At 68.3% G+C, this 15,034-nt stretch carries 15 protein-coding genes; all 15 read left to right on the forward strand.

Annotation, left to right across the window (positions count from 1 at the left end; genetic code table 11):
* Positions 1–9 precede the first annotated feature (9 nt).
* The 15 genes from ACLM5J_RS06275 (at position 10) to ACLM5J_RS06345 (ending at position 15,033) form a co-directional block, all read left to right on the forward strand.
* The gene (locus ACLM5J_RS06275; RefSeq protein ID WP_413655212.1) at positions 10–591 is read left to right on the forward strand and encodes a TetR/AcrR family transcriptional regulator; all 582 of its coding nucleotides are present in this window, start codon (positions 10–12) and stop codon (positions 589–591) included.
* Positions 588–1,793 carry a cytochrome P450 gene (locus ACLM5J_RS06280; protein ID WP_413655213.1) on the forward strand — a complete coding sequence of 402 codons (1,206 nt, stop codon included), beginning with the start codon at positions 588–590 and terminating at the stop codon, positions 1,791–1,793. The genes ACLM5J_RS06275 and ACLM5J_RS06280 overlap by 4 nt, the downstream gene beginning before the upstream one ends.
* Positions 1,790–2,566 (forward strand): SDR family oxidoreductase, encoded by a 777-nt coding sequence (locus ACLM5J_RS06285; protein WP_413655214.1) that lies wholly within the window; start codon positions 1,790–1,792, stop codon positions 2,564–2,566. The genes ACLM5J_RS06280 and ACLM5J_RS06285 overlap by 4 nt, the downstream gene beginning before the upstream one ends.
* Positions 2,563–3,942, forward strand: coding sequence for a cytochrome P450 (locus tag ACLM5J_RS06290; RefSeq protein ID WP_413655215.1), 1,380 nt, complete (start codon positions 2,563–2,565; stop codon positions 3,940–3,942). The genes ACLM5J_RS06285 and ACLM5J_RS06290 overlap by 4 nt, the downstream gene beginning before the upstream one ends.
* The gene (locus ACLM5J_RS06295; protein ID WP_413655216.1) at positions 3,939–4,142 is read left to right on the forward strand and encodes a ferredoxin; all 204 of its coding nucleotides are present in this window, start codon (positions 3,939–3,941) and stop codon (positions 4,140–4,142) included. Before ACLM5J_RS06290 ends, ACLM5J_RS06295 begins: the two co-directional genes overlap by 4 nt.
* An 89-nt stretch (positions 4,143–4,231) precedes the next feature.
* Entirely contained in the window at positions 4,232–4,879 is a 648-nt protein-coding gene (locus ACLM5J_RS06300) for a hypothetical protein (RefSeq protein WP_413655217.1), read from the forward strand.
* Positions 4,876–6,360, forward strand: a complete 1,485-nt coding sequence (locus tag ACLM5J_RS06305) for an aldehyde dehydrogenase (RefSeq protein WP_413655218.1) — start codon at positions 4,876–4,878, stop codon at positions 6,358–6,360. The genes ACLM5J_RS06300 and ACLM5J_RS06305 overlap by 4 nt, the downstream gene beginning before the upstream one ends.
* Complete coding sequence (locus ACLM5J_RS06310; protein ID WP_413655219.1) at positions 6,357–7,106, forward strand: SDR family oxidoreductase; 750 nt, start codon at positions 6,357–6,359, stop codon at positions 7,104–7,106. Before ACLM5J_RS06305 ends, ACLM5J_RS06310 begins: the two co-directional genes overlap by 4 nt.
* Complete coding sequence (locus tag ACLM5J_RS06315; RefSeq protein ID WP_413655220.1) at positions 7,103–7,987, forward strand: NAD(P)-dependent oxidoreductase; 885 nt, start codon at positions 7,103–7,105, stop codon at positions 7,985–7,987. The genes ACLM5J_RS06310 and ACLM5J_RS06315 overlap by 4 nt, the downstream gene beginning before the upstream one ends.
* 1 nt (position 7,988) lies before the next feature.
* Positions 7,989–8,360: a carboxymuconolactone decarboxylase family protein gene (locus tag ACLM5J_RS06320; RefSeq protein ID WP_413655221.1), complete on the forward strand. Its 372-nt coding sequence runs from the start codon at positions 7,989–7,991 to the stop codon at positions 8,358–8,360.
* A 103-nt stretch (positions 8,361–8,463) separates the two neighbouring features.
* A complete protein-coding gene (locus tag ACLM5J_RS06325; RefSeq protein WP_413655222.1) occupies positions 8,464–9,972 on the forward strand; it encodes an ABC transporter substrate-binding protein in 1,509 nt (502 codons plus the stop codon).
* A 4-nt stretch (positions 9,973–9,976) separates the two neighbouring features.
* Entirely contained in the window at positions 9,977–12,010 is a 2,034-nt protein-coding gene (locus ACLM5J_RS06330) for an ABC transporter permease (RefSeq protein WP_413655223.1), read from the forward strand.
* Positions 11,997–12,791, forward strand: a complete 795-nt coding sequence (locus tag ACLM5J_RS06335; protein ID WP_413655224.1) for an ABC transporter ATP-binding protein — start codon at positions 11,997–11,999, stop codon at positions 12,789–12,791. Before ACLM5J_RS06330 ends, ACLM5J_RS06335 begins: the two co-directional genes overlap by 14 nt.
* Positions 12,791–13,498: an ABC transporter ATP-binding protein gene (locus tag ACLM5J_RS06340; protein WP_413655225.1), complete on the forward strand. Its 708-nt coding sequence runs from the start codon at positions 12,791–12,793 to the stop codon at positions 13,496–13,498. Before ACLM5J_RS06335 ends, ACLM5J_RS06340 begins: the two co-directional genes overlap by 1 nt.
* Positions 13,495–15,033: a choice-of-anchor P family protein gene (locus tag ACLM5J_RS06345; protein WP_413655226.1), complete on the forward strand. Its 1,539-nt coding sequence runs from the start codon at positions 13,495–13,497 to the stop codon at positions 15,031–15,033. Before ACLM5J_RS06340 ends, ACLM5J_RS06345 begins: the two co-directional genes overlap by 4 nt.
* Position 15,034 lies beyond the last annotated feature (1 nt).

Consider the following 15,034-nt stretch of genomic DNA (forward strand, 5'->3'; position numbering starts at 1 on the left):
ACTGGACACATGTCCAGTCAGGTGTCCAGTGAAGCGCGATCCGGGCTCAACGCCCGCCAGGCCGAGACCTTCGAGAGGTTGTTGACGGCTGGGGCCGAAGAACTGCGTGTGGTCGGCCACGAAGCCCTCACCATCCGCAGTGTGGCTACCCGGGCGGGGGTGTCGCCGGCCACCGCCTATACCTACCTGGCCAGCAAGAACCACCTCTTCGCCGAGCTCTTCTCGCGCACCCTCGGTGCCGTCGAGCCGCCCGCCTTCGCTGACGCCGACGACGCCCGCAGCCGGGTCCGTGCCGTGGTCCGCCAGTACGGCGAACTGATGGTCGCCGAGCCAGAGCTCGCGGCAGCGGTCACTCCGGCCCTGCTCGGCAGCGACCCGGAGGTCGCCCGGTTGCGCCTGCGGATCGGCGCCGAGTTCGTGCGGCGCTTCGAACTCGCGCTGGGTGAGGGACACGACTCCGATGTGGTCGACGCGCTGGTCCTCGCCTTCTCCGGAGTCCTGCTCCAGGCCGGGATGGGGTTGGTCCCGTACAGCCAACTCGCCGACCGCCTCGACGCCGTCAACGCGGTGATCCTGAAGGGGAACGTATGAGCGCCCGCGTCGAGGTCGGCTTCGATCCGTACGACTACGGATTCCAGGACGACCCGTACCCGGTCTACGCACGACTACGGGCCAGCGAGCCCCTGCACCACAACGCGATCGACGACCTCTGGGCGATCACCCGGCACCAGGACGTCGCCGCCGCGCTGCGTGACGACACCCGCTTCTCCAACGCGATGGGTGTCTCGCTGGACGCGTCGGCCTGGCGCCCAGACGCCTACAAGGTGATGAGCTTCCTGGCGATGGACCCGCCGCGCCAGACGCGGTTGCGGAAGCTCGTCTCCCGCGGCTTCACCCCGCGCCGGGTCCAGGAGTTGGCGCCCCGGATCGAGGCGCTCACCGAGGACTACTTCGACCAGTGCCTCGATGGTGAACTCGACTGGATCACCGACTTCGCCGGCCGCCTGCCGATGGATGTCATCTCCGAGATGATGGGTGTCCCCGTCGCCGACCGCGACGAGATCCGGCGCCTCGCCGACCTGGTGGTGCACCGCGAAGAGGGCGTCCGCGACGTTCCTGTTGCCGGGATGGAGGCGTCGCTGCATCTGGTCGCCTACTACGCCGAGATGGTCACCGAGCGTCGAGCCCGGCCCACCGACGACCTGACCTCTGCGCTCTGCCAGGCCGAGATCGACGGCGACCGGCTCGATGACGAGGAGATCATCGCCTTCCTCTTCCTGATGGTGGTGGCCGGGAACGAGACCACCACCAAACTCCTGGGGAACGCCCTCTTCCACCTGGCGGCCCACCCCGAACAACAGGCCGCGGTCTTCGCGCCCGGCGCCGACCTGGTGGACGTCTGGATCGAAGAGACGTTGCGCTATGACACCTCCAGCCAGATGGTCGCGCGGCACCTGCTGGCCGACTACGAACTCGATGGTGTGGTCGCGCCGGCCGGGGCGAAAGTGATGCTGGTGCTCGGCTCCGCGAACCGGGACGAGCGGGTCTTCACCGACGCCGACCGGTTCAACATCCAACGTAGTAAGGACGAACTCGCCCAACTCGTCAGCTTCGGTGGCGGGCGACACTTCTGCCTGGGCGCCAACCTGGCCCGACTGGAGGCGCGGATCGCGCTGGCCGAGTTCGTCCGCCGGATCGGGCAGGTCGACGTCGCCCACGACGCCGCGGTGCGGGTGCATTCGACCAACGTGCGGGGCTTCGCCTCGTTGCCGATCAAGGTGGTGGCCCGATGAGCTTGCCCGCGCACCCGCAACGGCGCCCGGTGCTGGTGGCCGGTGCATCGTCGGGGATCGGCGCCGCGACCGCGCGGGCGATGGCGGCGCTCGGCCACCCGGTCGCCCTCGGTGCTCGGCGGGTAGATGCCTGTGCTGCTCTGGCCCAGGAGATCGGCGACGCCGGGGGAGAGGCCTTCGCCCATCCGCTCGATCTCGCCACGCAGAGCTCGGTCGACGAGTTCGTCGCCGCGAGCACCGAAGCGTTGGGCGCCATCGAGGCGTTGGTCTGCAGCGCCGCGGTGCTGCGGCCGGGCCGGATCGTCGAGACGCCGCCGGAGAGGTTCGGCGAAGAGGTGGAGATCAACGTGCTGGGCGTGCACCGCCTGGTTGCCGCCGTCGTTCCGGGAATGGTCGAGCGTCAACGCGGCGACGTCGTCCTGATCTCCTCGGACTGCGCGGATGCGGTGCGTCCGTTCATGTCCTCCTACGCCACCACCAAGTGGGCGATCGAAGGATTCGCCCGCTCGCTGCGCCTGGAGACCGAAGGCAGTGGCGTCCGGGTCGGCGTGGTGCGTCCGGGCCCGACCTGGACCGGGATGGGGATGGACTGGAACGCCGAGGAAACCTCGATGGTGCTTGATGGCTGGAGCCGGCTCGGGTTCACCCGGAGTGGGCATTTCATGACGCCCGACGTCGTGGCGGACGTGATCGCCACCATGGTCAGGATGCCCCGCGGCGCCTCGATCCCCCTGGTCGACGTGCAACCCGAGATCGAACTGGAGAAGCGATGAGCATCACCGCCGAGAGTCACGCGCTGGCCGGGATCCCCGAGGTTTCCAGCGGTTTTCCTGGCCACGAGCACGGTCACCTCGAGGACCTTCGCAACGACCCGATCGGCCTGCTGCACCGGGTCCGCGACGAGTGCGGCGACGTCGGCCGCTTCCGGTTGGCCGACCGCGACGTCGTCCTGGTCAGCGGCGCCGAGGCCAACGAGGCCTTCTTCCGGGCTCCGGACTCGCTGCTCGACCAGGGTGAGGCGTACCCGTTCATGACCCCGATCTTCGGCAAAGGGGTGGTCTTCGATGCGACTCCCGAGCAACGTCAGGAGATGTTGAAGAACCAGGCGTTGCGCGGCGACATGATGCGCGGGCACGCGGCCACCATCGAGGCCGAGATCAATCGGATGGTCGCAGGCTGGGGCGAGGAGGGCGAGATCGATCTGCTCGACTTCTTCGCCGAGCTCACCATCTACACGACCTCGGCCTGCCTGATCGGCAAGCCGTTCCGCGAAGAGCTGGACGCCTCCTTCGCCCACCACTACCACGACCTTGAGCGCGGCACGGACGCGTTGGCCTATGTCGACGCCTACGCCGATATCGACTCCTTCCGGATCCGTGACGCGGCTCGGATCAAGTTGGTGGAGCTGGTCCAGGCGATCATCGACAAGCGGGTCGCCCGGGGAAAGGTGGCTCGCGAGGACCGTGATCTGCTCGACGTGCTGATCTCGTTGAAGAACCCCGACGGTTCCGAGTACTACACCGCCGACGTGATCACCGGCATCTTCATCTCGATGATGTTCGCCGGGCACCACACCTCCTCGGGGACGGCTGCCTGGACGCTCATCGAGTTGTTGCGTCACCCCGAGATGCTCGCCAGCGTGGTCGCCGAGCTCGATGAGCTCTACGCGGATGGCTCCGAGGTCTCGTTCCAAGCCCTGCGGTCGATCCCGTACCTGGAGGCGTCGCTCAAGGAGACGCTGCGGCTGCATCCGCCGCTGGTCCTCCTGCTGCGCGTCGCGAAGGAGGAGATCGAGCTCGGTGGCCATCTGATCCCGGCGGGGACGATGGTCGGCGCGACGCCACGGGTCTCCAATCGGATCGCCGAGGACTTCCCGGAGCCGGACCGCTTCCACCCGGAGCGGTACCTGGACCCGCACCAGGAGGACCTGCAGAACCGGTGGACCTGGATCCCGTTCGGGGCGGGCAAGCACCGCTGTGTCGGCAACGCGTTCGCGATGATGCAGCTCAAGGCGATCTTCTCGGTGATCCTGCGCGACTACACCTTCGAGATGGCGCAGCCCGCGGAGTCCTACCGTGACGACACCTCCAAGATGGTGATCCAGTTGGCCAAGCCGTGCCGGGTCCGTTACCGCAGGCGCGTGCGATGAGGGTCGAAGCGGACGTCGACCTGTGCCAGGGGCATCAGATGTGCCAGACCGAGGCACCTGCGGTCTTCGGTTTCGACGCGGACGCCGACGTGGTGGTCCTGCTGGACGAGTCGCCACCCGAGGGGCTGCGCGGCGAGGTTGCGGCCGCCGTCCGGTACTGCCCGGCGATGGCGTTGACGCTCTCGGCTCGACGCGCATGACTGACGGCTCGACGCGCATGACTGACGGTTCGGCACGGATGACTGACGGTTCGGCACGGATGACTGACGGTTCGGGAATGGAGACAGCAGTGAGCGACACCTTGAGCAGGGCTGAGATCGAGGAGTTCTGGGCGGGCTGGTTGGCAGCCAACCGGGACGCCGAACGTAGCGGCGATTGGCGGGTACTGGCCGACTGGTACGCCGTCGACGCCAACTACGGCTGGATGTACAGCCACGACGAGCACTTCATGGCGATCGGGCGCGACCAGATCCGGGACTGGGCGATCGGGATCGAGATGGACGGTTTCGACGGCTGGCACTACGACTACGTCTGCACGATGATCGACGAGCAGCAGTCGATGGTGCTCGGCTTCTGGAAACAGCGGTCGGGAATCACCAACGACGCAACGGGATCCGAGTACGAGATCCTCGGCATCGGTGGCTCGTGGTTCGGTGTGGAGCGGCAGGCCTCCGGACCCGACGTCGGCCAGATCAAGATCGCTTGGCAACGGGACTGGTTCGACATGCCCTCCACCACGCACACCTTCATGGAGATCCTCAGCGCCGACAAGGCCTCAGAGACGCTGCTGAAGCGGATGTCGGTCTTCGGGCACGAGGTGCCAGGGCACTACCACTACGACGAGTTGCCCTCCACGGTCTGGCCGCCGCCGGTCGAGCGCGGCGACTTCATCACCCAGCAGGCTGCGCCCGCCGAGACGAGTGAGGCGAGCCGATGACGACGCTCGACACTCCGCCCGCGCACCTCCTGATCGACGGCAAGCTCTGCCCGGCGAGTAACGGCACCAGCTACCCGATCCTCAACCCGGCAACGGGTTCCACGATCGGCTACGCCCCGGACGCGACCGCTGACGACGTAGAGGCAGCGATCGCGGCGGCGCGCCGGGCCTTCGACGAGAGCGACTGGTCGACGGACCGCGAGCTCCGGCTTCGCTGCCTGCGCCAGTTGCACGCGGCACTGCTGGAGAACGCCGACGCCTTCCGGGCGCTGACCACCGCGGAGGTCGGCATGCCGAGCTTCATGATGGGAGCGGCCGGCTTCGACGTGCCGGTGGACGGGTTGGCCTGGGTCACCGACCTGTTGGCCGACTACGAGTTCGCCACCGACCTGGGCGAGGCGGCGCCGATGGGCATCCCGACGCACCGCACCGTGCTGCGCGAACCGGTCGGGGTGGTCGCCGCGATCACCCCGTGGAACGTGCCGACCCAGATCAACCTGGCCAAGATCGGCCCGGCCCTGGCAGCCGGCTGCACGGTGGTACTCAAGCCTGCCCCCGACACCCCCTGGGTCGCCTGCGAGCTGGGCCGGTTGGTCGCGGAGCAGACCGACATCCCGGCCGGGGTGCTCAACGTGGTGACCCCGTCGGCCAACGAGGTCGCCGCTGTGCTGGCCAGCGACCCGCGGATCGACATGGTCTCCTTCACCGGATCCACGGCGACCGGGCGCGCGATCATGGCTGCCGCCGCGCCCACGTTGAAGAAGGTCTTCCTGGAACTGGGCGGCAAGTCCGCGGCGATCGTGCTGGACGACGCCGACGTCGCCGCCGCGGCCGGGGCGACAGCTTTCGCCGCCTGCATCCACGCCGGTCAGGGGTGCGCGTTGACCACCCGGTTGGTGGTCCCGCGGGCACGCTATGACGAGGCCGTCGCGGTGGCGGCCGCGACGATGGAGTCGATCGGGGCCAAAGACCCGGCCGATCCGAGCGCGATCTGCGGTCCGGTGATCTCGCAGGTCCAGCGCGATCGGATCGCTGCCTACTTCGAGATCGCGCGCGCCGAGGGTGCCACCTTCGCGACCGGCGGGGAGGTGATCGATCAGGACGGTTGGTGGATCCGGCCCACCGTCATCGCCGGACTCGACAACTCTTCCAGGCTGGCGCAGGAGGAGATCTTCGGGCCCGTTCTGGTGGTGATCGCCCACGACGGCGACGACGACGCCGTCCGGATCGCCAACGACTCGCCCTACGGACTCTCCGGCTCGGTGGAGTCGGGTTCGCTGGAGCGTGCCAAGGCGGTGGCTGCGCGGATCAGGACCGGGACCATCGCCGTCAACGGCGGCGTCTGGTTCAGCCCGGACGCACCGTTCGGCGGCTACAAGCAGTCCGGACTCGGGCGTGAGATGGGCATGGCCGGCTTCGAGGAGTACCTGGAGATCAAGACGCTGGCCGAGCCGGCGCGTAGCGAAGGGCAGGGCCGATGAGGTTCACCGACAAGGTCGCCATCGTCACCGGGGCCGCACAGGGGATCGGTGAGGCCTACGCCAGAGCCCTTGCTGCCAACGGCGCAGCGGTCGTCGTCGCCGATCTCCACGTCGAGGCGGGGGAGACGGTCGCGAAGCAGATCGAGGCGGACGGCGGCCGTGCGATCTTCGTCCGCACCGACGTCGCGGACCCGGGGTCAGCCACCGCGATGGCCGACGCCGCCGTTGCGGCGTTCGGCGGAATCGACCTGTTGGTCAACAACGCGGCGATCTACGGCGAGATGGCCTTCGACCTGTTGGTCACCGTCGACTGGGACTACTACCGCCGGTTCATGTCGGTCAACATGGACGGGGCACTCGTCGTCACCAGGGCCTGCTATCCGCACATGCAGGCTCGTGGGGGAGGCGCGATCGTGAACCAGTCCTCGACGGCGGCGTGGCTCTACTCCGGGTTCTACGGGTTGGCCAAGGTCGGCATCAACGGCCTCACCCAACAGTTGGCCCACGAGCTCGGCGGGATGAAGATCCGGGTCAACGCGATCGCGCCGGGACCGACCGACACCGCCGCGACCCGGACCCAGGCCGGCGACGCTGCGCACGACATCGTCCGGAACTCGTTGGCGATCAAGCGGATGGGCCAACCCGAGGACATGGTCGGAGCCTGCCTCTATCTACTGAGCGACGACGCGGCCTGGGTGACCGGGCAGATCCTCGCCGTCGACGGCGGTCAGGTGTTCCGGTCGTGACCGTCGAGGTTCCGCTCCGGGTGGGCTTCGTCGGCCTTGGCGACATCGGCAAGCCGATGGCGTTGCGGTTGGCGGGGGCCGCGAACGTCGAGCTCACCGTCTTCGATCTCGAACCGGCACCACTGGTGGAGTTGGCCGCGACAGGAGCCGGCGTGGCTGCGTCGGTGGCGGCGTTGGCCGAGGTCGAGGTGGTCTGCGTGATGGTCCGCAACGACGACCAGGTCCGGTCGGTGCTGACCGAACTACTGGCTGCGATCGAGGCTGCGGACGGCGCTGCGGTGCGCGCCGTGGTGGTGCACTCCACGGTCGCTCCGACGACGCCCGCCGAGCTGGCGGCGTCGGCGGCCTCCGCCGGAATCGCGATCGTGGACGCGCCGGTCTCGGGCGGCGCGATGGGGGCCAACGCCGGCACCTTGGCGATCATGGCCGGCGGCGGCGACGAGGCGTTCGATCTGGTCCGCCCGGTCTTGGCCGCGATGGCCAGCAAGGTGGTCCACGCCGGTCCGCTCGGGGCTGGCACGAAGTTCAAGTTGGCCCGCAACCTGATGCACTTCGTCGCGTTCACCGCCGCGACCGAGGCTCAGCGTCTGGCCGAGGCGGCCGGGCTCGACCTACTCGCGCTGGGCGACGTCGTCCGGCACACCGACGCGGTGACCGGTGGCCCAGGGGCGATCATGCATCGACCGACGTCGGCGCCGATCCCCGCCGACGACTTCTGGTTCGACGTCTTCGCCCATGTTCGGGCCCTGGGCGAGAAGGACCTGAGATTCGCCGTCGAACTCGCTGACGAGCTCGGCGTAGAGACACCTCTGGCGCGGATCGCCCTGGACCGGTTCGGTACCGGCCTCGGGCTTCCGGCCGACCCTGCTGAGAGGCCCTGAGATGACCGATCGTTTCGCCGACCTGCCTGAGACCCGCCGCCGCGGCCTGTCCAAGATGGAGGAGGTCTACGGCTTCACCATGTCGGACGGCGACGGTGATTTCTTCGGTTACACCGCCGACCATCTCTTCGCCGACATCTGGACCCGACCGGGACTCAGCGACCGGGATCGTCGGCTGCTGCTGGTCGGGCTGCTGGCCGGCACCGGAGCGCACGACGTGATGGGCATCCAGATCCCCGCTGCGCTCCAGGCCGGCGACCTGGACGCCGAGGCGTTGCGCGAGATCGTCATCTTCTTGTCGCACTACGCAGGATGGCCGGTCGGCGCGCGGTTGAACAGCCTGGTCGAGGAGACCATCGCGAAAGGGCGCTGAGCCGCGGTGAGAAAGCTCAGCCAAATGTGAGCTAGCTCATAACTTTCGAATAGAGCCCTCGTTGAGACAGTGCCTACCGCTCCTGTGAGGAACGAGACAGATGATGCTCAAACGACGAGTTGGCCACCGCCGCCCGCAGGCGGGTGTCGCTCTCTTCGGGATCGCCCTGACCTTGGCTCTGGCCGCCTGCGGCTCGCAGGTCGCGCCCGAGGACGTGGCTCGGGCCAACGGCACGGTTCGGACCGGCAGCAATGTCGGCGACCAGGGAGACTCCGGCACGGCGCCGGGGAGCGAGGGCCTGCCCGACGACGGCACCGTCGACACCGGCGACACGGGGGATTCCGGAACCGACAGCGGCGACTCCGGCTCCGCGCCGGGGAGCACCGACAACGCGGGAAGCAATCCCGACAGCAAGCCCGGCACCTCGCCGGTGAAGGGCGAGAACGCCTCCACCGGCGACGGCCCCAAGGGCAGTTGCAACGGCTTCAAGAACCAGACCGGGGTCACCGACGACAAGATCCTGATCGCCAACGCCTCCGACCTCTCCGGTCCGGTGCCCGGCATCTTCGAGTCGGCGCAGATGGGCACCCGTGCCTACGTCGCCTACTTCAACTCGCAGAGCGAGATCTGTGGACGCAAGCTGGATGTGCTGGCCCTCGACACCCGCGCCGACGCCGGCGCCGACCAGCAGGCCTACCTGAAGGCCTGCGACCAGGCCTTCGCCGCGGTCGGCTCGATGTCGGCGTTCGACTCCGGTGGTGCGGCCACCGCCCAGAACTGTGGCCTGCCGGACCTGCGTTCGACCATCGTCAACCCGGAACGGCAGAAGTGCTCCACCTGCTTCGCCACCCAGGTGGTCGACACCTCCAAGATCGGTGTCGCCTACGCCAAGTGGTTGCGCAGCAAGTACAAGAGCGCCACCGACAGCGCCGCCGTCCTCTACATCAATGCCGGTGCCGCGCCGCCGAACGCGAAGTCGCTCGCCTCGGCCTGGGGCAAGATCGGCTACGGGGTCAAGTACGTGCAGGGGATCGACGTCGCGGAGTTCAACTTTGCGCCGTACGTCCAGCAGATGAAGAGCAAGGACATCAAGCTCGTCTACTACCAGGGCCCGTACCAGAACTACGTGAAGCTGCAGCAGGCGATGAAGCAGCAGGCGTTCTCTCCCGAGGTCGTGCTGGCCGACGGCACTGTCTACGACAAGCGCTATGTCGACCAGGCCGGCGGCGTCGGCGACAAGACCTTCGTCTACCTGACCAACGACATGTTCGAGGCCAACAACAAGGAGATGCAGCTCTATCTCTCCTGGTTGCAGCAGGTGAAGCCCGGTGCGGCACCGAACATGTATGGCCTCTACGCCTGGTCGGCGACCCGCCTCTTCGTGGAGAAGGCACTCGCCCTCGGCGGCCGGTTGGACCGCAAGAACATGGTCGCCGCGCTCCGTGGCGTCGACAACTGGACCGGCAACGGACTGCACGCCAAGCAGCACATCGGCCGGGGTCTCGGAGCCGAGTGCAGCAAGGTGATCCAGCTCCAGGGCAGCACCTGGAAGCAGGTCAGCCCGGGCAGCTACATGTGTGCACCGATGGTCGCCACCGGAATCGGCGGCTGAGCCGGTGAGCGGCTTCTTCGCCTTCGTCGTGCTGGGTGTCTTCACCGGCGCGGCCTATGCGATCGCGGCCAGCGGTCTGGTCCTGACCTACGCCACCACCCGCGTCTTCAACATCGCGCACGGTGCGTTCGGGATGGTGCTCGCCTTCACCTTCTGGGACTTCTCGGTACGCCAGGGGATGCCCACCTGGTTGGCGCTGGTCCTGGTCCTCGGCGTGGTGGCCCCGGCTATCGGCTGGTTCATCCAGCGGTTCGTGACCCGGAACCTCGGCTCGGCACCGGTCAGCGTCTCGCTGGTGGTGACCGTCGGTCTTCTGGTCGGGCTGATCGGCGTCGCGCAGTACCTGTGGCCGCCCGAGTCGCGGATCCTGCTGCCGTTCCGTCCCGAATCCGGCTACCAGGTGGGCGATACCTTCATCACCGCCCACCAGCTGATCACCATCGTCTGCTCGGTTCTGGTGGCGCTGGCGCTCTACGTACTGCTCAACCGGACCCGGGTCGGTACCGCGATGCGCGCGGCTGTCGACAATCCCGAGCTGCTTCAGCTCTTCGGTGGACAGCCGGACCGGGTCGCGCAGTTGGCCTGGGCGATCGGCATGTCGTTGGCCGCGCTGGGCGGCATCCTGCTCGCTCCGGTGGTGGGCCTCGACTACTACGCGCTCACCCTGTTGGTGATCAACGCCTACGCCGCCGCGATGCTCGGCAAGCTCAAGAGCCTGCCGCTGACCTTCGCAGGCGCGATGGCGTTGGGCATCCTGGAGAGCCTCGCGGTCGGGTACCTGCCGACGGACGGCTTCATCGCCGGTATCCGTCCGGTGATCCCGGCCCTCTTCCTCTTCGTACTGCTGATCGTGCTGCCCCAGGCGCAGCTGCGGATCGGTCAGGTCAAGGGCACCGTCTCGGCGCCGGTGCCGACGCTGCGTCGAGCCGCGCTCTGCGGCGTGGGGCTGCTGGTCTTCGTCATGGTGATCACGATCGGGATGTCCGAGGCGAACCTGCTCCTGGTCGGCACGGCGGCCACCTTCGCGATGGTGATGCTCTCGCTGGTCCTGTTGACCGGCTACGGCGGCCACGTCTCACTCGCCCAGCTCACCTTCGCCGGGGTCGGTGCCCTGTCCTACTCGAAGTTGGACGAGCCGAACCTCTACGGCCTGTTGCTCACCGCGTTGATCGCGGCGGGGGTCGGTGCGCTGGTGGCGTTGCCGGTGCTGCGGCTGACGGGCCTCTACCTGGCTCTTGCCACGCTCGCCTTCGGCGTGCTGATGGACAAGATGATCTTCCAGGAGGAGTGGGCCTTCGGATTCAACGGCGCGCTCACCGCTGAGCGGCTCTCGATCCTCGGCGTCAAGATCGAGTCGAGCAGCGGCTACGTCCTGGTGATGGTCTGTTTCCTGGTGCTCTGTGCGCTGGCGGTCCTGGCGCTGCGCCGCGGGGTGGTCGGCCGGTTGCTGATCGCCCTGCGGGACAGCCCCTCGGCCTGCGGCACACTGGGCCTCGACCAACGCTGGTTCCGGGTGGCGCTCTTCGCCGCGTCCGCTGGCATCGCCGGCCTGGCCGGCGGTCTCTTCGCCGGGCTCCGCGGCACCATCGGCGCCGCCGACTTCCAGTTCTTCAACAGTCTGCCGCTGCTGCTCCTTGCGGTCGTCTTCGGCGTCACCTCGGTGACCGGCGCCTGCCTGGGCGGGGTCGGACTGATGCTGCTGCCCGAGCTCCAGGCAAATAACCCGGAGCTGGCCGGTCTCTTCTTCGTCGTCCTCGGCTTCGGTGCCGTGGCGCTCGGCCGGGACCCGAACGGACTCGCCAACCAGCTCTTCCGGCTCGGTCGGCTGGCGCGTGAACGTGGCGAGCCCTGGGTGCGGGAGCGGATCCCGATCTGGGCGCCGTCGCTCGACGCAGTCCCTGCTGGCGGCGGTTCGATCGAGGACGCCGCCGAAGCTGACGACGACGATGCCGTCGCGGCGCCGGAGAGCACGTTCGCGGTCCCGGCCGCCCGCACCCCCAGTGAGCCCGACGAGGAGACCAACCATGCCCCTGCTTGAGGTCGAGGACGTGGTGGTGCGGTTCGGTGGAGTGACCGCCGTCAACAACGCCACCTTCACCGCCGAAGAACGACGGATCACCGGACTGATCGGGCCGAACGGTGCTGGTAAGACCACCTGCTTCAACGTGATCACCGGGCTGCAGCGGCCGACTCAGGGAACCGTCCGGTTCGACGGCCGCAACGTGACCAGGATGCCGGTCCACCGTCGCTCGCACCGGGGGATGGCGCGAACCTTCCAACGGCTGGAGGCGTTCGGCTCGTTGACGGTGCACGACAACGTCCGGGTGGCGCTCGACATCGCGGGTGGCCTGCGGGGAGTCTGGCGGAGCCAGAGCGCCGAGGCGGACCGATTGTTGGAGCGGGTAGGCATCGCCGACTACGCGGGTGAGCGCGCCGACGCGATCCCGACCGGAACCGCCCGGCTGTTGGAGCTGGCGCGTTGCCTGGCGGGCGATCCGCGGCTCCTGTTGCTCGACGAACCGTCGTCGGGACTCGACGAGCACGAGACCGACGCCTTCGGTGAACTGCTGCTGGCGCTGGCCGGCGAAGGCCGGGCGATCCTGATGGTGGAGCACGACATGGACCTGGTGATGACCGTCTGCGACGACATCCACGTGCTCGACTTCGGCGAGATCATCTGCTCCGGCTCGCCCGCCGAGGTGCGTAGCGACGAGCGGGTCCAGCGGGCCTACCTCGGTCAGAGCGACGAGCAGGACACCCGCACCGACCTGGCCGCCTTCGACGCCACCACGGTGCTTCCTGCGGTGGGGGTGAGCTGATGAGCGTGCCGATGCTGGAGGTGATCGACCTCCATGCGGCCTATGGCCGGATCGAAGTGCTGCGCGGGGTCAACCTGAGTGTGCCGAAGGGTGCGGTGATGGCGCTCCTCGGGCCGAACGGTGCCGGCAAGTCGACGCTGGTGAAGGTGATCAGCGGGCAGAAGGCGCCGACGTCGGGGGATCTGCACCTCGGCGGCGTCCACGTGAAGGGCTCCTCGCCCGATGCACTGGCCAGGGTCGGTCTCTGCACGATCCCCGAAGGGCGTTCGGTCTTCCCCAACCTGACGGTCGAGGAGAACCTGCTGCTGATGTCGTATGCCGGGGTGTCGGCGTCGCTGATCAAGCAGACCGCCTTCGACTACTTTCCGCGACTGCACGAACGGCGTCACCAACTCGCCGGCACCATGTCCGGTGGCGAGCAGCAGATGCTTGCGATGGCGCGGGCGCTGGCCTCCGACCCGGCACTGCTGCTGCTCGATGAACTGTCGATGGGGCTGGCGCCCTTGATCGTCGAGGAGCTCTACGACACGGTGCGGATGATCGCCGCCAGCGGCGTGACCATCGTCTGCATCGAGCAGTTCGCCCGCACCGCACTGCGGGTCGCGGACTATGCGGCGGTGATGTCGGGAGGACGCGTGGTGGCCACCGGCGAACCGGCCGAAGTGATGAGCACGATGACCGATGTGATCCTCGGGGGAGCGGCATGAGACGGATAGCAGTGGTCGGCGCGACCCTCCTGGTGGGCGCGGCCCTCCCGTGGAGCGCGGCAGCCGACGAGGAGACGCCAGCGGCGCCCACGTTCGGTGGTTACTCCTCGACGGCGTGGGCGACGCCGGTGCATGTCGAGGTCTTCGAGCCCTCGCTGCCGATCCCGTCCAGCCCGCAGCTGGAGTTCATGATGGCCTACAGCAAGGCGAAGGCCGACTCGGGCAGTAGCTCGAGCCGGGCCAGCTGGTTCTGGCCCGGTGACCCGGTGGGCGAGGGGCTCAAGACCTTCGGGGAGCAACTGGGGCTGCCCCCGCAGCTCTTCGCGGGCGGTTACCCGGTACAGGTCAACGCCGTCTACCCCTCCGATTCCCAGTCCCAGAAGGACGAGCCGTTCCCGGGAATGGTGATGAGGGCCAGCGCCGACGGTGAGCTGGCGACCGGCTCGACCGGGTTCTCGCCCGACAGCGACGTCGAGGAGGTGCCGGCCTCCTCGGGGCTGGCCGGGAACCTGTTGCAGACCTTGGGGCTCGGCCAGTTGACGGGGGCGGCGAAGCAGGAGTCCGGCGTGCCCGGGATGCCCGCCGGACTCTCCACCCTGATCGACTTCAACGGCTACGTGTCGACCTCGAAGACCGCGCTCGTCGACGGGAAGGTGCAGGTCACCTCGAAGTCGCGGTTGGGTGACGTCAGCCTGCTCGGTGGACTGATCAAGCTGGAAGGGGTCAGCTCGGTGGCGACCGCCTCCAGCGATGGCAGTACCGGCCAGGCCGGCGGTAAGGCGAGCTACGGCGGGATGACCATCGCGGGCCAGGAGTTCGGTATCGGCCCCGACGGTGTGGTCGCGATGGGCAAGACCCAGGCGATCCCGTTCCTCTCCGACAACCCTGCTGCCGCCTTGGAACAGCTCGGCGTGACGTTCACGGTGCCGAAGCCGGAACGTCGTAGTGAGGGCAATACGACCGTCTCGGTGAGCCGTGGCCTGGTGATCGAGATCAAGACGGACATCCTGTCGCCGCTGCTCTCGGCGTTGCCGCTGGCCCAGCTCGCCGAGCTGATGCCGGCCGAGGCCGGGATGGCCAAGAGCCTGGTTGCCGGTCTCGGCAGCCTGGCACCGCGGATCGTGCTGACCCTGGGAGAGGCCCGCGCCAACCTGGAGACGGTCCCGCCGGTCTCGATGCCCGGCACCGACGATGGCGCTGGGACTCCACCGGCCACCGACCCGGGGAGCGACGACGGCGCCGGTACTCCGGCGAGCGAGGATGGCACGGGAAGTCTCCCCGACGCACCCGCCGCCCCCGATGCGCCGAGCGTCGACACACCGACCACGGCGGCCGGTGACCTACCGCCGGTGCAGCCGGTCGCGGCGGGGTTGCCGAAGCTCTTCTCGATCTCGGGCGGTCTGCTGCTGGGCGGCATGGCGATCGCCGCAGCGATCGGTAGCTGGTTCAGACGGGCCGGCCTCCTGGCACTAGGTGCCGGTGGCGCCTGCACTCACGGCCTCGACAGCGGCCTTCCCGATCTTCGAAAGGTGTGAC

The sequence above is a fragment of the Nocardioides sp. Bht2 genome (assembly GCF_047308515.1).
In the GTDB taxonomy this organism is placed as follows: Bacteria; Actinomycetota; Actinomycetes; order Propionibacteriales; family Nocardioidaceae; genus Nocardioides.